Source organism: Mucilaginibacter ginkgonis, assembly GCF_009754905.2.
In the GTDB taxonomy this organism is placed as follows: Bacteria; Bacteroidota; Bacteroidia; order Sphingobacteriales; family Sphingobacteriaceae; genus Mucilaginibacter; species Mucilaginibacter ginkgonis.
In genome coordinates this window covers 801,659-820,598 of the sequence record NZ_CP066775.1, presented here as the reverse complement: position 1 = coordinate 820,598, position 18,940 = coordinate 801,659, and the positions used below count along the sequence as shown (strand labels likewise).

Below are 18,940 nucleotides of genomic sequence, written 5' to 3'. Positions count from 1 at the left end.
CACCTATAAATTCAAAATTATGTTTACTCATCTCAAAAATATTGAAACTGCTTTTAAGCACATCAAACTCTTCAGCTATTTCCTGATAGCAGCCTGCACCACCATATCCTGTTTCGCACTTTACAAAAGTTATCAGGCAGCAAATATTGCCGGCAGTCACATTTACATATTGGCAAACGGTAAGGCGCTGGAAGCTTTTGCAGCCGACCGGAAAGATAATATCCCTGTGGAAGCAAGGGATCATATCCGGATGTTCCACCATTATTTTTTCACGCTTGACCCCGATGAAAAGGTGATCGATGGCAATATCGGTAAAGCACTATACCTCGCTGATGAGAGTGCGAAAAATCAATACAATGATTTAAAGGAAAAGAGCTATTACAACAATCTGATTTCTGGTAATATCAGCCAGCAGGTTACAGTGGATAGCATCCAGCTGGATATTAATCAGTATCCCTATTACTTCAAATGCTTTGCGACGCAAAAGCTGATCCGCTCCACTTCAACCGCAAACCGAAGCCTGATCACCCAGGGATACTTGCGCAATGTAGCCAGGTCAGACAATAACCCGCATGGTTTCCTGATCCTGCATTGGGAAACCTTAGCGAACAGGGATACCACCATTCAACATTAAAAGCTATGAATTTATCAAACAGTAAAGCGTCAGCGCACTTGAGCGACAAGGTTGCAGCTTCGTTGGCAAAGAGAATTATCAATATCCAACTCTATTTTTCGGCCAGGCTTAATAAGTGGTTTAATGCTTATTCGTTACGGCAAAAGAAACAGATCGCGATTGCAATCGCGCTGCTAACGTCCATCATATTGATCAGCAGTTCGTTTTGCAGCTTTTATACTATTCCCAAATTAACACAAAACTATACCTCTGCCCATATCGGGCGGGCGTCAGAGTTTCCCGACCCCCATTTCATTAAACGTCAATTAACAGATTCATTAACTAAAAAAAAGTAAATCATGAATGCAGCATTAAACAGCGGCCAATTGCCGCAGCATACTCCTGAATTTTTGAAGGAGCGCAAATTTTTGGTCATCATGCCCCTGCTGATCATCCCATTTTTAACGATGGCTTTTTGGGCATTAGGCGGCGGTAAGCAGTCGGCATCTGCCTATGAAAATTCCAATGTCCAGGGGCTAAACGCCACACTTCCGCAGGCGCAGTTCAAAGATCAAAAAGCCCAGGACAAAATGGGAATTTACCAAACAGTTAAGACAGATTCCGCGAGTTCAGCCAATAGCGGTGTTAGTGAAAGTTTTGTTAAATCGATGGGACTGGATGCGGCTAAAGCCGGGCATTCTGATTCGGCTACCCAACGTTCGACCGCTAACCTTACAGGTGGCCCAACGGTAGCAGATGTAAACGAAGCAAAAATCCAGGCGAAGCTTGCCGCTATCAACCAGCAAATTAACCAGCCTGAACCCGCGAATTACGGCGGCGGCGCATCATCGCCCCAATCCGCCGCCGATGTGAAGCGCCTCGAATTGATGATGAAAGCAATGAATGGCAGTGGCGGCGGCAATGATCCTGAAATGAAGCAGCTAACTCAGATGCTGCAACAAATTAATGATATACAAAATCCAGGTAATGTAAATAGCAGGCTGCGCAATCAATCTATGAAAAATCACGGTCGTGTGTATGCGGTAATGGCAGCGAACAACGATGACGACGACAATACCCCAACTGAAAAAATGCAGGTGAACTACGCTTCTTACGACGGAGGCGGTAAAGCGAAAAAGCACCGTTCCGCTACAGCTGAAGCTGGAAACACCATCCAGGCAGTTGTGCATGAGGATCAAACGCTGGTTAGCGGCGCGGTGATCAAATTAAGGCTGTTGGATGGCATTTATGTGAACGGCAAAATGATTCCAAAGGGAAGTTTTGTCTATGGAACCTGCGCTTTAAACAATGAACGCCTGGATATCAAGATTGCCAGTATTCGCTATCTCAATAACATCCTGCCCGTAGCACTTACAGTTTATGATTTGGACGGTATGGAAGGGCTATATGTTCCAGGATCAATCGGCAGAGACGCTGCAAAGAACGGCGTTGGAGATGCGGTTCAATCTATGCAGCTGATGTCAATGGATCAGTCTGTTGGTACACAAGCCGCCAGTGCAGGTGTGGAAGCCGCAAAGGGCTTATTCAACCACAAGGTAAAACAGATCAAAGTCAAAGTAAAGGCCGGTTACGAAGTCCTTTTAAAGGATAGTAACGACCGGGATAATTAAATAAAAATGCCATGAAAAAATCGTTCATTATCTTCATTCTTGGTGCGTGGGGAACAGTTTCCTACGCGCAGGATACGGCTTATGTGAGCCGTGACAAAACCACAGCTTTATTCTTTAAGTCTGCGGTTAAAATTATCAGCAAATCAACTCCGGATTTCGATCTGACACAGAAAGAAGATGCGCTGATTACCATTAAAGCACGCAATACCGACTTTTCACCCACCCGCATCAACGTCCAGGATGTGAGCACGGCAAAAATTTATCACATCCCGGTAGAATATTCTTATGGACGGGCAGGAAGACGGATTGAAGTTGATGGCGCAGCTCCTATGACTGTTAGGGTGATTAAAAGTGCCGAATTTAATTACAACGCAGTCCTTTCACAATTAGCCGCAGGTAAGCGAAAAGATGTGGTAGATCACGAAAAAACGGGAGGCGTTAAAGCCTGGGTCGATGAACTATCGCTTGCCGGTAACCGGATTTTCTTTAGGCTGGATATTCGTAACAAATCCAACCTTCCCTACGAAATTGATTTTGTGCGGTTTTACATCAGGGACTTAAAAGCCGTCGCCAGGATGGCAACGCACGAACAGGAAATTGTACCCTTAATTACAACACTGCATAAAAAGACTTCCATTGGTCATAAACAGGAGATCGCGAAAGTTTTCGGTTTTCACCGTTTCTCGCTTTCAGAAGACCAGGCGCTGAATGTTGAATTATACGAGCGGAACGGTAACCGTCACCTTTACCTCCAAATCAAACAAAAGGATCTGGACGATTTGAAAACAATAACGCCGGCAGTGCAGCAGCCGGTTAATGCAATAGCTGCAAATACAATTAATTAACCATTTTTTTCATTTTTAATCATTACGTTATGAATACTCAAAATGCTGAATTTCTAAAAAAAAGTCTCCTAAATCTGGGATTTGGAGACAAACTAAACGCTGAATTGGACAGGCAAATCGCCGCCAAAGCGCCCGAGTTTAAGTTAGGGCTGCAACACGAGTTTAACCAAAAAACGGTTGACTACACATTACACTTTAAGGCCGGTGATAACCAGGATATGTATTTCTTTAATAAATACGACGCGACGGTTAACCACAAGGATGATCCTGCCAAGAATTCAGATCAAACCTTTTTTATCAATAAAGGCAGCGGCATCACCGCCAAAGAAGCTTTTAATTTGATGGAGGGCCGCGCCGTTCACAAACAGCTTTACAATTTAGAAGGTCAAAAATACCAGGCCTGGTTAACCCTTGATGATAAGAACCTAACCGACAATGGCAACAAAAAGATCAAGCATTACCATGAAAATTATGGCTATGATGTAGAAAAGGTTATTGCGGGTAAGGGTATCAAAGAATTGGAAGACCCGAAAGCAAAGGAGGAACTTTTGTACTCTCTGAAAAAAGGCAACGCCCAGCAGGTGACCGTTAGCGGTGAAGAAGGCGATAAAAAGTATTTCATCGCAGCTAACCCGCAATTCAAAACCGTTGACCTTTTCGATCACCAAATGAAGAAAATAAAACGGGAGGAATTGCTACAGACCGAACAGAAGCCGGTTAGGAATTTGAAACAACGTGAGCAGCAAAAGGAGGATGCTCCTGCAAAAAAGCAGTCGCGTAAAAGCAAAATGAGTGTTTAACATGTTTAGGCAACAGGTCAACAATGACCTGTTGCTAATATTTATTTATTCAAACTTTACTATGAAAACATTGGATGAGGCACAAAATGTATTATTGAACGTATCAGACAAGCAATGGCTAAAACTGGTTGAAATGCTTACATATGGCGTGTTAGAACTGAATTCCCGCACCTTGGAAAAAGTAGAGATCAAGTACAGCGTCGGCCATTATCCGGCAATGCTTTTTCGATTAACGACCATTTTAAATGATTCAGCTGATGGTAACCTTTCACCGCAGGTATCTGGGTTTCGGTTTGCCTTCGACCAGGACATTGATGATGATGTATATATAGAACCCCTTAGTTCAGACGGCTTTTGGGAAGACTATCTGGATAAAGAAGGCATTACACATGTGTTTGCCAGTAACGAAGTTGGAATAAGAAAGCTTTATCGTTTTATTAACGATGAACTGCATTTGTGGGATGATGTGCTTTTCCCTGGTGTCGAAAAGCCTGTGGAAGATACTTGGCGAACGTTGCTTGAACTTAATCCGCTTACTGATCAATAAAATGCTTGGTATATAAGTTAATTATATCTCTCTTAAGCTCTAATGGAAGATCATAACCTTCTTTCCAAATCAACTTGCCTGTAGGCACATCCTCCGGACTGGCTTGTATAATGTCGCAGCCTTCTAACACGTCTTCAATAGCATGAATGTCAAGATATGGTTCATACCTGATTTCCATCGCTTTCAGTTCGGGATCTGCAACGAGACTGAACATTCTTTCTCTGTATGGCTTTGAATACTGCTCCGCTGTCATAATCTTATCAGTTGTTTTTGCTTTTAAGAATTTCAACTTTTTCACGTTCGCTTGCGAGAAGTTGCTCGTAAAGCTTTTTATTTTCTTCATAAACCTCGATCAGTTTGTCTATAGGATTAAAAGTGGGATTATAATTTACAGCATTTAACATAGACGTATCGTTAAATGTATTTGAGATAATGTTGACTGCTTTCTCCTCGTCGAAGTTTTTGATTGCTTCAACAGGTACTTTTAGTATTGCAGCTACCTGAGCGAGAATATCCTCTTCAATGAGCTCTTTCCCTTCCAGTAATGATACTCTTTTTTGGCTCCAATCGTCACCTAAGGCTAAAGCCAGTGCTTCTTGTTTCAAGCCAAGCATTTCTCTAAAACGCTTAACATTGCGTCCTTGGTGAATACTTTTTTGCGAATCGGTAGCTGTGCTCATGATAGAAATGGTTGTTTAAGCAAATGTATGAAAATTTGAAATCTGAAATTACTTGTTTCTACTGGCTTATACAAGGATAAATTATGCCTCACTTTTTCTTCGTTAGAAATGATAAGAATAGCATAGAAATACACCCGTGCCGTCCTTTGTAATGCCGTCAACAATGCCGGTCCAATATCATGGGCACTTATCTGGGTAATATCGCGCCGTGGGAGCAATATCCTAAACATCTTCGTTTCGAAGAAATCATGAATCCGTTAAAGGTAGTTATTGATTTTTTTAGCTCCGGATGGCCGAAGGATCATCGGGAAGATCTGAAAGAGTGGCGCTATTTTGTCCTGAATGATAAGGTTTTCAAGGATAGACATGGTTCCGGTCACATTTTATTCATATACGATCAAAACATGCAATTGATTGAGGCTTTGCATTTATTATTACTAAAATTTAAGGATAGGTGGCCGCGTTTGGAAGACGTAACAAAAGAACAGATCACACAAGAAAGTAATGATTGGGTCTATTTCCCAAAGAACTTATCACAAAGCGAGCTGGCTAACCCATATAAGGCTATAAAGAAATGCTTTAAAAAGATCAGCCCACAGGAATATCGCGATTATCTGCATGAATGGCTTCACACAGCGCTATATAACAATGCTGCTGACGAAACATTATCGGCAAGCGAGATCATCGACGTTTATGATAATATCCGTAAGCTCTATTCTGCGGCATGGCTCATTCATCAGCGTGAAACTAACGAAGCTATTACGCACAAATCTTGGGGGAAGAATAAAGATAAACAGTTGACCAATGCAGAAGACTTGACGCCTTTAAAAGACCTCAATCCAAAACTAAGCGAGGAACAAGAGGCGGTTGTTGATAAAATAAAGAACCTGATCATTGAAAGAATACCGGGTGTGAACTTGATCTACTTGATTGGTAAGAATGCAAAACCTTCCATTTACTATCTTTTGATATTAATAGACGATAGCGAAAAGGCGGTTGAACATGAAGTAGCTAACAAGATTGAAGATAACTGCCGTTTCCTGGGGACAGTATTTGCTATTGTTCATAAAAGATCTTCCACGAAGAAAGGATTAGATAATGATAAACGTTTCTGGCATAACACACTTTACAAAAGCATTAATTTGTATAAGGCACCGGAAGCAGAATTGTTGAACGCAAAAGCTATTGAGGATCACGTGTGGATTGAAAAAGCTCAAAAAGACTGGGATCGCTGGGGTCTACAAGGTAAAGAATTCATGAAAGGCGCGATCAGGTATATTGAAGATAACAATTGCACATTAGCGCTTTTTTCTTTACATCAAGCTACCGAGAGCTCGCTGATAGGAATCATCCATGGCATTACAGGCTACCGCCTTACTACACATAACCTTCCACGGATGATCAAAATAACGTTGCTATTTACAGACGAAATAAAGCGATCGCTGCAACTTAATACTACCGAAGGTTTACAGCTTTTCAATTTACTCCAATTGGGCTATTCTGAAACAAGGTATAAGAGTGACTTTGAACCGGATGAAGGTTCCGTAAAGCTACTAAAGGATAGAGTTGCCTTGGTAATGGATAAGATTGAACAAGTTTATCAGCAATTTATTAAATGCAAAACCAGTTCTTAATAATAGCCAAATAGTAGCAAGCGGCAAAGATTTTCTTATGCCGCCTTGCTTCCTTCCTTCCTTAATATCCGAGCACCGCTAAGCACCCAAAGTAGCAAGGCGGGCATATTTATGTCCGCCTGAGCTGCTGAGGTTAATTCGTTTGAGATATTGAACTCCCGCTAACATGCAAATTGCAAACGATTTTGACATAGAATTCACAGCTTCTAAAATTAATACCTGGTTTATAAAATGAAAACTTCTAAATATACGCCCTGGGAGCATGCCGTCGCCAATCTTGACTTTTACAAATTACTCCAATATCCGTTCGAGCCTATTACCGACTTTTTCGAATCAGCTACTCCCATCAGACATCTTCAGTATTTGCGAAATTGGAGATATTGCTCACTTACCGCTGATTATCAATTTCATCAGGATGAAGGTCCAGGTAAACTTGTTGGGATCTATTCCATGTATACCCGATTGCTAGAAATGCTTTACTTACTTACAGGCGAAAGATTGTATTACCGGAGTCTATATGGCACAGCAAAATTCGAGGGATTTACACCGGCACCAGATCTTGATGATGAAGAGCAATATTGGTTATGGTTTCCCGATAACCTCGACCGACAGTGGCTATTAACGCCTTATGATCTGTTAATGAAAATTTTCGACAAGCACCCGCTGCCATTACTGAAGTCGAACCTTTTGATAGTGCTTGAAATGGCCCTTTCCAAATATCAGATCTCAAAGCATCTTTCAAGCAGACAAATAAATAATTTATTTGATGTCCTGGAAAAAATATGCTCAATAGCTTGGCTGATCAATCAACGTGATGCTGATAATTGGTATACTAAAGACGGGCCGGCACCTGATGACGGTATTGACGAGGATATGGTTGTGCGATAGATGGTCTAAATTGTTCATTGAAACGCTGACAACCTTAAAATTAACCATGCTCTAATAAGAGGTAAGCGTCAATATTGAGGCGCTAAATGTTAATTCAAGTCAAGCAGAACTGGTTAAAAAAACCATTTTCTAATGGCTTGTATTTCTTTTTATTACAAATGGAAATTGGCAGCATGTCATCCTACAATTCCTTAAAATAAAAGGCGCTGACAATTACTTGTCAACGCCTCCATATCAGGTGTGTTCCTTAATTACTTTTTCTTAACGGTCGTGCTCGCAGTAGTTGTTGGACGAACCGTGTTAGGATTTACGCCTTCCCTTATCATTTGAGTTGGTGGAGGTGTTGGTTTTTTTACTTCTGCCATTGCAATGTGTTTTAATATTTAAACGTTCAACAGTGTCTTTATATTTTATGTTCAGGTTAACCGGTATGACCGAATCGATCTTAACCCTTTGAACCTTATCTTTCCCTTTATTGACCCCAAAATCAATGCCAAATGGAATGATTAACAAACTTAATGCAATTAAGGCATAAATCATATACTGGTGGCATTGAAATCGCTGGAAAATTTTAGACTTATTGTTTTTTTGATTGATCCCTGCACTCTTGATCAGTTCTTGCAGCAGATAGGCATCAAATTCTTTTTTTGCTTCAGCGATGCTACCGGCTAACGTGCTATTGGGCTGCGACTGATAAAAATTAACTAAACCTTGGTAGTAAGCGTCCAAAACATCTGTGTCATTCAGGTAAGCGTAATCATAACCGTTGTGGAAATCTGAAAACGCGCGTATCAGATGATATATTGATTTACCCAATAAACATATAGATACAACACTAATGACAATAAAGCTTATAGATAAGAACTTGTTGTCGCTGAAATCAAAATTTGTCGAGGCAAAGTACAAACCGGCCAACAATGCAGTGAGAATACCTATAGGAGTAGACAACGAGGTATTGATCTCGTTTTTACGGTCAAGCGTCTTGTCATATTGGTCCTTATAAAATGCTTCCTGCTCCATATCGCTGTGTTGGCGGTAATACAAATATAAATAATTATCAATTTAAGACCGATTTTAGTATCAGTCCCATGTCTAACATTAAGTACTCATTAAATTTCAGCAATATGTCTTTGCCATGCAAACCAACGTTCTACAGATAATAATTCAGTGCTATTTCAAATACCTGGCTGTCCCTCCGGCCAGGCTTTCCACTCTATCTTTTCCGGGAAAAGGATGCCGCTGCAATCCTTGACAGTTGACTTCCTGAAGGCTGATTGGTATCATATCCGCTGCTGCATTTTTGCTGCGCGGCAAAAGCATTCGCTGTTGCTATAACTACTGCCAATTCCAATTAAGCGCATCATTCAGGACTTCACTTGTTTACCCGCTGCGCTGGGAAAAGCTGCGCTTGCCTTCTCTCTGCACTTATTTTCCTGCTAAAATATCAACTGCTTTCAGGTGCTATTTTCCAAAGAAAACGGACAAAAGCGGCGTCAAGATCGGTCAGCCCGTTCGTACGAACGCATAATGTCCTCCGCTGCGCTGCGGCCACCCTTCGGGACTTATAGTTCTCCCGCCCAGGCTTTGCGACCGCCTTTTTGACTTTCTTTTTTACCGTTTTTTCTTTTGAAAAATAGCTTTTCAGGGAAAGTCTTCGGGAAAAAAGGGAAACGAAAAACAAATTTTTTAACCCTTTTAAATCATTTAAAAAATGAAAACAGCAGAAAAAAATGCAAACGGTGTACAAGGTACAGCAGCAAAAAACAACCAATCAGTTAACCGTATTGAAAACCGCCCAAGCCTGACAGGAAAGGAAGCCAAACAAGATGAAACCGCTAAAGATCAAAAACCTGCGCAAACTCCGCAAGCTGAGAAAACCAACCCTGCCGAGGCAACGACCAGTAGCCCCGCTACAGTGGATAACCAACCCGCTAACGTTGCGCCATTTACCACAGGACACGGATTAGACGAAGCCCCAAAGAGCGAACCGGCCAAAGCGGAAGAACCAAAAGCCGAACCCGCCAAAGTGGAAGAGGTGAAAGCGGAGCCAAAAAAATTCGCTTTGAACTTAGAGCAAACTTTGAAATCGGTGGAGGGCTTACACCGCCTAAGCATTCAGCGTATTACCCTGTTATCCCGCATTAAGTTACTGGAAGATTTTGAGGTAAAACTGATCGAGGAAAACGACGAACTGGAAAACAATCCTTATCAGGGTTGCAAGCTGATTATCAAAGACGATAAAGGCCGGGAGTTTGTCACCAATACGCCAAACCTTATCCGCATGGTTTCCCAATTCATTTTTGATGCCTGCCATGAAAAACTGGCCGAGATCGAAGCAAACATCATTTTCCCCAATGCTTAAACAAATTATGCTCCCATCCCGAAAGCTATCGGGATGGTGAGCATTTTTTTATGGTTTCACAAAAAACAGCAAATCGGATGTACGAGCAATTTATAGAGTTAACCAACCAAATATTTTGGGATGGTTACGCCGAAACTTTAGCGCAGGAAAACCCCGCACGGTTTCAATTAGAATTAAGCGATTTTATGAATATATACCAATTTTAAAGCGATGGAGGATAAGATCTTTTTACTGGTGAAAGTCACCATTAAAACCGCGCATACGAGCATTCACGATGCAATACAGGAACTGCAAACCAAAACGGTTTTGCAGGTAAGCAGTACGCCGAACGTGGAAGTATTACAAACAAAAATTATTGAACTGAACACTAAAAAATAACATCATGGCACATCAAATAAATTTCAATCAGAAAACAGGCAAAAACAGCTTTATGAGTGTTAAGGAAAAAGCCTGGCACGGGTTAGGGCAAATCATAGACCGTTACCCAACTAGTAGCGAAGCCATACAGCACGCAGGTTTAGATTATATTGTAGAAAAACGCCCTTTGTTTACTTATGATACCGAAAACCATTTAGGCGATCCCGACAACGATATTATTATTCCCGAAATAGAGGTTCCTAATTTTTTTGCTACGGTTCGGGCCGATACCGAACAGGTTTTAGGGGTTGTCGGTAACGATTATGAAGTGGTACAAAACCGTGATGCGTTTTCGTTCTTTGATGCGATCGTAGGCGGTGGCGATGGTATTTTATACGAAACGGCGGGGGCATTGGGTAACGGCGAGCGGGTTTTTATAACTGCTAAATTGCCTGATTATATTCGGGTAGGTGTAAAGGACTGGATAGAACAGTATTTGTTTTTAACCACTACTCACGATGGTTTAGGAAGCATTACCGCAGCTTTTACGCCTGTTAGGATAGTTTGCAACAATACGCTAAACGCAGCGATGAATAATCATTCAGGGGCGATTAAAATCCGTCATACCGCCTCTGCTACCGAACGGCTAAAACAGGCACATACTTTAATGGGCATTAGTAAATCTTTAGGCGGCGAAATGGAGGGCTTATTTAATCAATGGGCTAAAGTACGTATCACAGATGCCGAGGTGAAAAAATTGATACAGATTGCAATGGCACCTAACAAAGAGGTTTTGGAAAACTTAGCCGGGGGCAAATTAGACCTGCTATCTACACACTACACTAACATTGTAGATAATGTTTATGAATATGCTTTAGGAAGTCAGACCCAGCAAATGGAAACGACCGCAGGAACTGTTTTTGGTGCATATAACAGCGTTACGGGTTATTTCCAAAATGTGCGCGGTTTTAAAAGTGATGAAGCCAAATTTAAATCCATCATGGACGGTACAGCGAAACAACGGGCACAAACCGCCTTTAATCTGTGTCGGGATTTTGCGACACAGGGAAGCGAAGCATTGATTTATAATTAATTGTTAGGGGGAGCAATCCCCCTTGTTTCTAAAATTGCCCGGCGGCGGGCTATCGCCCGCCCGAAGAACGCCCCCTGTTTTCATAGTGTTAAATGATTTTCGGTGAAAACAGGGTGCGCCTTGATTTACCATAAACCGACCTGAAATATCATTCATTTATTTTCCATCAAAAATTGTAGATTGCCACCCTTAATGGCAGGCATCCTTGCTTGCCTTGTGATAAGGTTTAGGTTGAAAGTCCCTTGCAGCGAGTGTTAAGGGACTTTTGTTATAAACCGCATTTTTTGATGAATCATTCAAACTTAGGCTCCAAGTTTTTCAAATAATTGCGAACATAGTGTTTGCAGGAGGCTGAGAAGGGGCTCTAACAAAAAGCGCTGGTATTCTTGAATGTCTTTATTACCATGAACCATATTGTTTCTGACTGCATATATGATTTTTAGGATTGCCATTATTTTAACGTCTGAAGATTCGGATTTTAACCCGAGAAGCAGTTCTTTATCTCGTTCTGATTTAGAATTTCCAGCCCGGTCAAGCACGATGTTAAAATAACCTTCTTCAATGATCCATATTAAAGAATGAATATCTTTTTCATTACCCCATTCCAAAAATTGGTTGTAAATATTTTCTTCCCCTAAATACTGTGCTACAAGATCAGTTGCTTTATGATTGTCATCGTCTTTAGCCCTTAATTTAACATTTTGCTTTGCAAGTGAAGCCGGGACTTCATTATACAGCATGTTATATCCGGTATAGGTTGTCGAATATTTATCATACAATCCGCTAATCGTATCGACATTATAACCGTCCGCTTTCTGGCGATGGTTGTTATATTTCTGTATTAACTCCTCAGTCATCGTTCGATTTACTACTGCTTAATCTTTTCCAGTTGTTGTAAGTTATTTAGCGCTACCTTTTGTGTCTTACCATTGGAAAAGTTAGTGAACAAAAACGCCGAGCCATCGAAGCCATCCTGAAACGAGCCAGTAAATCCTTCGCCTGTTTCGATCATTAGATAAATCAGATTACCAAACTGGAGGTGCAATTTTTGAAAATATATTTGGTCTATATACATGATTGAAGATACTAAACAATATGTTGTATAACGGTTTAAAAGAAAAAGGAAAAAAAGAAAGCATAATAAATTACCCGCAATAAGGCAAATGGAAACGGAATAAGTCCCGTAGGGCGAGCGCGCCGCGCTAAGAAGGCGGCTCGTTATGCCGTAGTCTTTTGCGGATATATGAATTCTACGAATTGCGGGTAAAGCTTTGCTGTACTTTTTTTGTTTTAACCTGACCACACTTCTCTTGGTGTTCTATGCCCCTTAACAGGTTTAACATAAATTAACATTTCTATGAAGTTTAATTTTGTAATAATTGACCTGTAAATCATATGTTTGTATCAAATGAAGTATGTAGGAATCATATTCAGCGTTTACATGACCTTACTGGCAGTGTTGCCATGCAGGGACAGTGACGACTTTGGGGATATGGTGAAATCTTATACTACTTTTACTAAAAGCCATTCAGGTGACGAAAAAGCAGGCAAAGAAACCTGCACGCCGTTCTGCACCTGTTCCTGCTGTTCTACTGTTCGGACGCTAACACCCTACCATCACGTGGGGAGCGTTTTCATACAAGAAGTTAAAAAAACTTTCGGTGAGCCGACAGTTCCGGCGCTTCTTGAACAATCCATTTCTATCTGGCAGCCGCCTCAGATCGGTTAATACATTCGCTTCAATTTTGTTCGTGATGGGATAGCGTCTGCGCTATGCCACAAGCACGTTTACGTATTAACCATAAATCCATGTTTGATAAGATCATTGCGTTCTCGATCAGCAATAAGCTGGTCGTAGGGGCATTTATAATATTATTAGTAGCGGCCGGTATTTTTTCGCTTACACGCCTGCCAATTGATGCACAGCCTGACATTACCAATAACCAGGTTCAAATTATTACCCAGGCACCTACTTTGGGCGCTCAGGAAGTGGAGCAATATATTACCGCGCCGATAGAACTGGCGATTGCCAACGTGCCTAAAGTAATTGAAAAACGGTCAATTTCCCGTTCCGGACTGTCGGTGATAACGGTAGTATTTGAGGACAATGCAGATATCTATTGGGCGAGGCAGCAGATCAGCGAAGGTTTAAAGGAAGCTGAAAGTCAGATTCCCAAAGACACCGGCGAACCTATGTTGGCACCTATCACGACCGGCCTCGGGGAGATCTACCAGTATGTCATACATACAAAACCCGGCTATGAAAACAAATATTCCGCTACAGACCTGCGTACCATGCAGGATTGGATCGTCCGCAGACAACTGGCCGGAACCCCTGGAATTGCCGAAATCAGCGGTTGGGGCGGCTATGTGAAGCAATACGAGATCGCTATTGACAACGAAAGGCTGAACAGCCTTAATATTACGATCAGCGATATTTATACTGCACTTGAAAAGAATAACCAAAACACAGGTGGATCGTACATTGAACAGCGAAGTAACGCCTATTTTATCAGGGGGCTGGGTCAGGTTAAAACACTGGATGATATTGAACATATCGTGGTTAAGAACCGTGAAGATGCACCTGTGGTTATCGGTGATATTGCCAAGGTGCAATATGGCAGTGCTAACCGCTATGGCGCAGTTACCCGTAACGGACAAGGCGAAGTCGTTGCCGGTGTCGCCCTGATGCTAAAAGGTGAGAATTTCAGTGATGTTATCGAGCGCGTTAAGGAACGCATGGCCCAGGTACAAAAGTCATTGCCCGAGGGTGTGGTCATTGAGCCGTTCATTGACCGTACGGAACTTGTTGGCAGGGCTATGGGTACGGTAGAACGGAACCTTATAGAAGGCGGCCTTATCGTCGTTTTTGTATTGGTCCTGCTGTTGGGTAACTGGCGTGCAGGTTTAGTAGTTGCTTCCGTTATTCCCCTGGCCATGCTGTTCGCCGTAACGCTGATGTATCTCTTTGGGGTATCCGGAAATTTGATGAGCCTGGGTGCAATTGACTTTGGACTGATCGTGGATGGGGCGGTTATTATTGTCGAAGCCATCGTTCACCGGATCACAGAAAGCAACCGCTTCGCAGGCAAAGAAACACTTGATCAATCTGAAATGGATGGCGAAGTTTACGAAGCAGCATCCAAGATCAGGGACAGCGCCGCTTTTGGCGAGATCATCATCCTTATCGTTTATCTGCCGCTTTTCGCACTGGTAGGTATCGAAGGAAAGATGTTCCGGCCAATGGCAGAAACGGTAGCTTTCGCCATCCTGGGTGCTTTTATCCTTTCGCTGACCTATGTGCCTATGGCAAGTGCCTTATTTTTAAGTAAGAAAACCCACCATAAGCGGAATATTTCTGACCGGCTGGTTGATGCCATGCACCGCATTTATACGCCGGCGTTAAACGCCGTGCTGAAGGCTAAAAAGTTTACCGTTTTTTTGTCTGTCGTTTTATTAGCCATCGCCCTGTGGGCTTTTGCTAAAATGGGCGGTGAGTTCATCCCGACTTTAGAAGAAGGTGATCTGACGGTTGAAATTGCCATGATGCAAGGCACCTCACTATCGCAGGTAGTGCAGACCTTTGGAAAAGCAGAGAAGCTCTTAAAGCAGAAGTTCCCGGAGATCAAGCAGGCAGTAACCCGTATAGGAAGCGCGGAAGTGCCTACAGACCCGATGCCGTTCGAGCGTGGTGATATGATGCTATCTATGAAACCGAAAGATGAATGGACTTCTGCCGGTGATCGCGCTGAAATAATGGAGAAGATCGAAGAAACACTAAAAGATATTCCCGGCATTAATGTAGAAGTTACCCAACCTATGCAGATGCGATTCAATGAGCTGATGACAGGTATACGGCAGGATGTTGCCATTAAAATTTTTGGCGATGATCTGGACGTATTGGCTTCCCAGGCGTATCAAACTGCAAAACTGATCAGCGGCGTTAAGGGGGTAAGTGAACCAATGGTAGAAAAGGTAAGCGGCTTGCCCCAGGTAGCGGTTGTTTATGACCGCCATAAGATCGCCCAATATGGTTTGAACATTGAAGATGTCAACACGGCGTTAAGTACCGCTTTTGCCGGTCGGGTGGCTGGTGCGGTGTTCGAGGGTGAGAAACGTTTTGAGATCGTTTTGCGCCTAAGCCGTGAACTGCGTTCCGATATAGTGAACATCGAAAACCTTTATATCCCGCTTCCAAGCGGCAGCAAGGTTCCGTTAAGCCAGGTGGCATCGATCAGAACCGAGGATGCACCCTCACAGATCAGCCGTGAGGATGGTAAACGCCGGATCTACGTTGGCTTTAACGTCCGCGGCCGTGATGTGGAAAGTACGGTTAAGGAGATACAGGAGCTCTTAAATCAAAAATTAAAAATGCCTGCCGGTTATTACACGACCTATGGCGGACAGTTCCAAAATTTGCAGGAAGCCAAAGGCCGTTTAGTTATAGCTGTGCCGGTAGCACTGCTGCTGATCCTCGTGTTGCTGTATTTTACCTTCCGTTCCGTTAGAGAGACCCTCCTGATCTTTTCTGCCGTACCGCTATCAGCAATTGGTGGTGTTGCTGCCTTGTACTTACGAGGAATGCCTTTTAGTATCAGCGCAGGCGTCGGTTTTATCGCCCTTTTTGGTGTTGCCGTTTTGAACGGGATCGTTCTGATCGGTTATTTCAACCAGCTTCAAGCTGAAGGCATTACCGATATCATCGAGCGTGTAAAGAAAGGAACGCAGGTCAGGTTAAGGCCCGTGTTGATGACGGCCTCTGTAGCTTCGTTAGGTTTCCTGCCGATGGCTATATCGTCTACCGCTGGTGCCGAAGTGCAAAGGCCCTTGGCAACGGTTGTGATCGGCGGGCTAATATCAGCGACCTTGCTTACCTTACTGGTTCTTCCGGTGCTTTATATTCTTTTTACCAAAAATCATCCGCCAAAAACAGACAAGACAATGCCATTATCACCCAAGATCGGAGCTATCTTATTGTTTCTTACAGGCAGCTTAATTGCTTCGTCGGTCAACGCGCAGAGTGATAAACCGCTTACCTTATCAGAGAGCATTGAGACCGCAATCCGAAATAATCCGCAATTGCGCAGAGCAACGCTGGAGATCGGTCAGAACCGAACTTTACAAGGTACGGCATTCGACCCCGCCAAAACCGACATCACCCTTACACAAGACCCTACATCCGGTGGGAATATCGATAATAGTTTGGGGATCACCCAAAGCTTTGCTTTTCCGACCGTTTACAGCGCTCAGGCAAAAGTACTCAAAGCACAGACCGCATTGAGCGAACGCTCAAAAGCTATTACCGAAAACGAAGTCGTCAAACAGGTCACAGCAGCCTATTACGAGGTTCAATATGCGCAGAATAAGTTGCGGCAGCTTACCAGCCAGGATAGCTTATATAAACGCTTTTCAGAGCGGGCGGCTTTGCGCTATAAAACAGGTGAAACCTCCTACCTTGAACAGCTTTCGGCTACGAACGCTTACAAAGAGATCAGCGTTTCCAGGCGACAGGCGGAAGCGGATGTACTGATCGGCAGGCAGGAATTACAGCAGTTATTGAGCATTAACTATTTGCCTGCAATAACTGATGGGCCTTTAGAAAAGCTTTCTTTTATTGCTGCCGATAGTATTGTGACCAGCAATCACCCACAAGTAGCTTATTATGAACAACGAAATGCTTTAGCTGATGCACAACTGAAAGCGGAAAAAAGCCGTTATTTCCCTGGCCTGACCATTGGTTATCGCCAACAACTTTTAGTCGGCGCGTTTAATCCTGCCAATATCAGCCGCAACTATTTTCCCGGCACCAGGGTTGGTGGTTTTGAAGTCGGTGTTTCGGTGCCATTATTTTTCGGTGCTCAAAAGAGCAGGGTTAAAGCCGCCCAGGTGGGACAGCAGATCGCTCAGGCTGAACAGCAGAACGCCAGCCTTTTACTCAACAAGCAATATAATCAGGCACTGCAGCAACTCGCTAAATATGAGGCGGCAGTCCGCTATTACGACGAAGGTGGTTTAAAGCAGGCAGCCGAGCAAATACGGATCGCCCAGTTTGCTTATAGCAAGGGTGAGATCGGCTATGTCGAATTTATTCAGAATATGACACAGGCCATGAACATCCGCCTGTCCTATCTTTCAGCACTTCGTGATTACAACCAGGCGGTTATTGAACTTACTTACCTCACTACAACATCGAAATCAAAATGAGACTATTCCGTTTAAAAAAATATAAAACAGCGTTCGCGCTGACACTTGTCGCAACTATCATTTTGGCGTCCTGCACACAGCAACCCAAGACAGAAGAAAAAGAAGCAGCGGAGAAGGAAAAACCTAAAAACAAAACTGTCGGTATAACCATTTCTCGAAGCCAGTTGGATGCCGTTGGTATTCAATTAGGCTATTTGGAGCAAAAGAATTTAAAGTCGGTCGTTAAGGCCAGCGGCCAGTTGGAGGTGCCACCACAGAATAAAGCAGAAGTTACCTTGCTGATGGGCGGCGTTGTCAATCAGGTGTTCGTTCTGGAAGGACAGCATGTCAACAAAGGTCAAAAATTGGCTGCTATAGAAAATAACCAACTGATCCAATTACAGCAGGATTATATGGCTGCACAAAGCAGTCTGATGTATGCTACCAAAGAATATGAACGGCAAAAAGAACTGAATGAGGCAAACGCCGGTACGGGAAAGGTGTATCAGCAATCACAAAGCGCGTTACAGACCGAACAAGCTAAGGTAGCTGCATTAAGCCGTCAGCTTCGGCAGGTAGGCGTAAGTCCTGAGAGTGCATCACATGGCCGTTTTATCACACAGATTCCGGTATACGCGCCGATCAGCGGTACTATCGGGAAGATCGTTATTCAGACCGGCTCTTATGCCGAACCTGCAAGACCGCTGATGAACATCATTGATAACTCAAAAGTGCATTGCGATTTGGTCGTGTATGAAAAAGACCTGTTTAAGGTTAAGGCTGGTCAGCATGTTTATTTCACCTTGACCAACCAGAATAACAGGGAGATCACAGGAAAGATCTACGGGGTGAACCAATCTTTCGAAAATGAAAGCAAGGCGATCATCGCCCATGCAGTGATCGAACAGGCTGCCAAAAGTAATCTTATCCAGGGAATGTATGTCTCCGCCTTAATTGACGTTGGCCAGCAATTGGCGACTGCCGTTCCAACTGAAGCCGTCATAAAAACCGGTGGTAAGGAATATATCTATTACTTAGTCAAGGTAATGGAGAAAGATAAAGACGAAACCGCAAAGGATAAAGACGATAAGCCAAAGCCGGGAAGAAAGTATGTGTTTGAAAAAGCAGAGGTCGTGACGGGCGTAACGGACCTGGGCTATACCGAAGTCAGGCTGGTGACGTCGCTGCCAAAAGATGTGAAGATCGTAACAAAGGGTGCCTTTTATATCCTTTCATCAGAAAGCGCCACAGGGGAAGACGAAGAATAGAATTGAACTTAAAAACGCAGGCAATTAGTCTGCACGAAG

Annotated in this window: 20 protein-coding genes; 15 read left to right on the top strand and 5 right to left on the bottom strand. The window is 43.0% G+C overall.

The genetic code is table 11. The features are described 5' to 3' along the window. Positions 1-19: 19 nt before the first annotated feature. Genes traK through GO620_RS03715 form a run of 6 tightly spaced genes read left to right on the top strand, consistent with a single transcriptional unit; the run spans position 20 to position 4,436 of the window. The gene (traK, locus tag GO620_RS03740; protein WP_157526463.1) at positions 20-634 is read left to right on the top strand and encodes a conjugative transposon protein TraK; all 615 of its coding nucleotides are present in this window, start codon (positions 20-22) and stop codon (positions 632-634) included. A gap of 5 nt (positions 635-639) precedes the next feature. Continuing rightward, positions 640-969, top strand: a complete 330-nt coding sequence (locus GO620_RS03735) for a hypothetical protein (RefSeq protein ID WP_157526462.1) — start codon at positions 640-642, stop codon at positions 967-969. 3 nt (positions 970-972) lie between these two features. Further along, the gene (traM, locus tag GO620_RS03730) at positions 973-2,244 is read left to right on the top strand and encodes a conjugative transposon protein TraM (RefSeq protein WP_157526461.1); all 1,272 of its coding nucleotides are present in this window, start codon (positions 973-975) and stop codon (positions 2,242-2,244) included. 11 nt (positions 2,245-2,255) lie between these two features. After that, the gene (locus GO620_RS03725; protein ID WP_157526460.1) at positions 2,256-3,089 is read left to right on the top strand and encodes a DUF4138 domain-containing protein; all 834 of its coding nucleotides are present in this window, start codon (positions 2,256-2,258) and stop codon (positions 3,087-3,089) included. A gap of 29 nt (positions 3,090-3,118) precedes the next feature. Beyond that, positions 3,119-3,889 (top strand): hypothetical protein, encoded by a 771-nt coding sequence (locus GO620_RS03720; protein WP_157526459.1) that lies wholly within the window; start codon positions 3,119-3,121, stop codon positions 3,887-3,889. A gap of 1 nt (position 3,890) precedes the next feature. Further along, a complete protein-coding gene (locus GO620_RS03715; protein ID WP_157526458.1) occupies positions 3,891-4,436 on the top strand; it encodes a hypothetical protein in 546 nt (181 codons plus the stop codon). On the opposite strand, the gene GO620_RS03710 is transcribed toward GO620_RS03715, so the two are convergent. Both GO620_RS03710 and GO620_RS03705 read right to left on the bottom strand, forming a co-directional pair. Then, entirely contained in the window at positions 4,423-4,650 is a 228-nt protein-coding gene (locus tag GO620_RS03710) for a hypothetical protein (protein WP_157526457.1), read from the bottom strand. The two genes, GO620_RS03715 and GO620_RS03710, sit on opposite strands and share 14 nt — an antisense overlap. A gap of 46 nt (positions 4,651-4,696) precedes the next feature. After that, positions 4,697-5,116 (bottom strand): helix-turn-helix transcriptional regulator, encoded by a 420-nt coding sequence (locus tag GO620_RS03705; protein WP_157526456.1) that lies wholly within the window; start codon positions 5,114-5,116, stop codon positions 4,697-4,699. A 179-nt stretch (positions 5,117-5,295) separates the two neighbouring features. Here GO620_RS03705 and GO620_RS03700 point away from each other — a divergent pair, with 179 nt between their 5' ends. Then, entirely contained in the window at positions 5,296-6,750 is a 1,455-nt protein-coding gene (locus GO620_RS03700) for a HEPN domain-containing protein (RefSeq protein WP_157526454.1), read from the top strand. Between the two features lie 231 nt (positions 6,751-6,981). Then, positions 6,982-7,638: a hypothetical protein gene (locus GO620_RS03695; protein WP_157526452.1), complete on the top strand. Its 657-nt coding sequence runs from the start codon at positions 6,982-6,984 to the stop codon at positions 7,636-7,638. A 300-nt stretch (positions 7,639-7,938) separates the two neighbouring features. Here GO620_RS03695 and GO620_RS03690 read toward each other — a convergent pair whose 3' ends face one another. Beyond that, entirely contained in the window at positions 7,939-8,658 is a 720-nt protein-coding gene (locus GO620_RS03690; protein WP_157526450.1) for a hypothetical protein, read from the bottom strand. Positions 8,659-9,349: 691 nt separating this feature from the next. Here GO620_RS03690 and GO620_RS03685 point away from each other — a divergent pair. From GO620_RS03685 to GO620_RS03675, 4 genes are all read left to right on the top strand, one after another. Further along, on the top strand, positions 9,350-10,000 hold the full coding sequence (locus tag GO620_RS03685) for a hypothetical protein (RefSeq protein WP_157526448.1): 651 nt from the start codon (positions 9,350-9,352) through the stop codon (positions 9,998-10,000). 77 nt (positions 10,001-10,077) lie between these two features. Then, positions 10,078-10,206, top strand: a complete 129-nt coding sequence (locus GO620_RS17295) for a hypothetical protein (RefSeq protein WP_262887321.1) — start codon at positions 10,078-10,080, stop codon at positions 10,204-10,206. Between the two features lie 4 nt (positions 10,207-10,210). After that, positions 10,211-10,378, top strand: coding sequence for a hypothetical protein (locus tag GO620_RS03680; RefSeq protein ID WP_166583813.1), 168 nt, complete (start codon positions 10,211-10,213; stop codon positions 10,376-10,378). 4 nt (positions 10,379-10,382) lie between these two features. Further along, on the top strand, positions 10,383-11,450 hold the full coding sequence (locus GO620_RS03675; protein ID WP_157526446.1) for a DUF932 domain-containing protein: 1,068 nt from the start codon (positions 10,383-10,385) through the stop codon (positions 11,448-11,450). A 302-nt stretch (positions 11,451-11,752) separates the two neighbouring features. Here GO620_RS03675 and GO620_RS03670 read toward each other — a convergent pair whose 3' ends face one another. Continuing rightward, positions 11,753-12,307 carry a hypothetical protein gene (locus tag GO620_RS03670; protein WP_157526444.1) on the bottom strand — a complete coding sequence of 185 codons (555 nt, stop codon included), beginning with the start codon at positions 12,305-12,307 and terminating at the stop codon, positions 11,753-11,755. 11 nt (positions 12,308-12,318) lie between these two features. Further along, positions 12,319-12,462 carry a hypothetical protein gene (locus GO620_RS03665; protein ID WP_157526442.1) on the bottom strand — a complete coding sequence of 48 codons (144 nt, stop codon included), beginning with the start codon at positions 12,460-12,462 and terminating at the stop codon, positions 12,319-12,321. Between the two features lie 396 nt (positions 12,463-12,858). On the opposite strand from GO620_RS03665, the gene GO620_RS03660 reads away from it, so the two are divergent. Genes GO620_RS03660 through GO620_RS03650 form a run of 3 tightly spaced genes read left to right on the top strand, consistent with a single transcriptional unit; the run spans position 12,859 to position 18,901 of the window. Continuing rightward, positions 12,859-13,179 (top strand): DUF6660 family protein, encoded by a 321-nt coding sequence (locus tag GO620_RS03660; protein WP_157526440.1) that lies wholly within the window; start codon positions 12,859-12,861, stop codon positions 13,177-13,179. Between the two features lie 44 nt (positions 13,180-13,223). After that, entirely contained in the window at positions 13,224-17,654 is a 4,431-nt protein-coding gene (locus tag GO620_RS03655; protein WP_317198313.1) for a CusA/CzcA family heavy metal efflux RND transporter, read from the top strand. After that, positions 17,651-18,901 (top strand): efflux RND transporter periplasmic adaptor subunit, encoded by a 1,251-nt coding sequence (locus GO620_RS03650; RefSeq protein ID WP_157526436.1) that lies wholly within the window; start codon positions 17,651-17,653, stop codon positions 18,899-18,901. Before GO620_RS03655 ends, GO620_RS03650 begins: the two co-directional genes overlap by 4 nt. The last annotated feature ends 39 nt before the right edge of the window (positions 18,902-18,940 follow it).

Coding starts and splice junctions, on each gene's coding strand:
- traK (WP_157526463.1), top strand. CDS start 20: ATGTTTACTCATCTCAAAAATATTGAAACTGCTTTTAAGCACATCAAA.
- GO620_RS03735 (WP_157526462.1), top strand. CDS start 640: ATGAATTTATCAAACAGTAAAGCGTCAGCGCACTTGAGCGACAAGGTT.
- traM (WP_157526461.1), top strand. CDS start 973: ATGAATGCAGCATTAAACAGCGGCCAATTGCCGCAGCATACTCCTGAA.
- GO620_RS03725 (WP_157526460.1), top strand. CDS start 2,256: ATGAAAAAATCGTTCATTATCTTCATTCTTGGTGCGTGGGGAACAGTT.
- GO620_RS03720 (WP_157526459.1), top strand. CDS start 3,119: ATGAATACTCAAAATGCTGAATTTCTAAAAAAAAGTCTCCTAAATCTG.
- GO620_RS03715 (WP_157526458.1), top strand. CDS start 3,891: ATGTTTAGGCAACAGGTCAACAATGACCTGTTGCTAATATTTATTTAT.
- GO620_RS03710 (WP_157526457.1), bottom strand. CDS start 4,650: ATGTTCAGTCTCGTTGCAGATCCCGAACTGAAAGCGATGGAAATCAGG.
- GO620_RS03705 (WP_157526456.1), bottom strand. CDS start 5,116: ATGAGCACAGCTACCGATTCGCAAAAAAGTATTCACCAAGGACGCAAT.
- GO620_RS03700 (WP_157526454.1), top strand. CDS start 5,296: ATGGGCACTTATCTGGGTAATATCGCGCCGTGGGAGCAATATCCTAAA.
- GO620_RS03695 (WP_157526452.1), top strand. CDS start 6,982: ATGAAAACTTCTAAATATACGCCCTGGGAGCATGCCGTCGCCAATCTT.
- GO620_RS03690 (WP_157526450.1), bottom strand. CDS start 8,658: ATGGAGCAGGAAGCATTTTATAAGGACCAATATGACAAGACGCTTGAC.
- GO620_RS03685 (WP_157526448.1), top strand. CDS start 9,350: ATGAAAACAGCAGAAAAAAATGCAAACGGTGTACAAGGTACAGCAGCA.
- GO620_RS17295 (WP_262887321.1), top strand. CDS start 10,078: ATGTACGAGCAATTTATAGAGTTAACCAACCAAATATTTTGGGATGGT.
- GO620_RS03680 (WP_166583813.1), top strand. CDS start 10,211: ATGGAGGATAAGATCTTTTTACTGGTGAAAGTCACCATTAAAACCGCG.
- GO620_RS03675 (WP_157526446.1), top strand. CDS start 10,383: ATGGCACATCAAATAAATTTCAATCAGAAAACAGGCAAAAACAGCTTT.
- GO620_RS03670 (WP_157526444.1), bottom strand. CDS start 12,307: ATGACTGAGGAGTTAATACAGAAATATAACAACCATCGCCAGAAAGCG.
- GO620_RS03665 (WP_157526442.1), bottom strand. CDS start 12,462: ATGATCGAAACAGGCGAAGGATTTACTGGCTCGTTTCAGGATGGCTTC.
- GO620_RS03660 (WP_157526440.1), top strand. CDS start 12,859: ATGAAGTATGTAGGAATCATATTCAGCGTTTACATGACCTTACTGGCA.
- GO620_RS03655 (WP_317198313.1), top strand. CDS start 13,224: ATGCCACAAGCACGTTTACGTATTAACCATAAATCCATGTTTGATAAG.
- GO620_RS03650 (WP_157526436.1), top strand. CDS start 17,651: ATGAGACTATTCCGTTTAAAAAAATATAAAACAGCGTTCGCGCTGACA.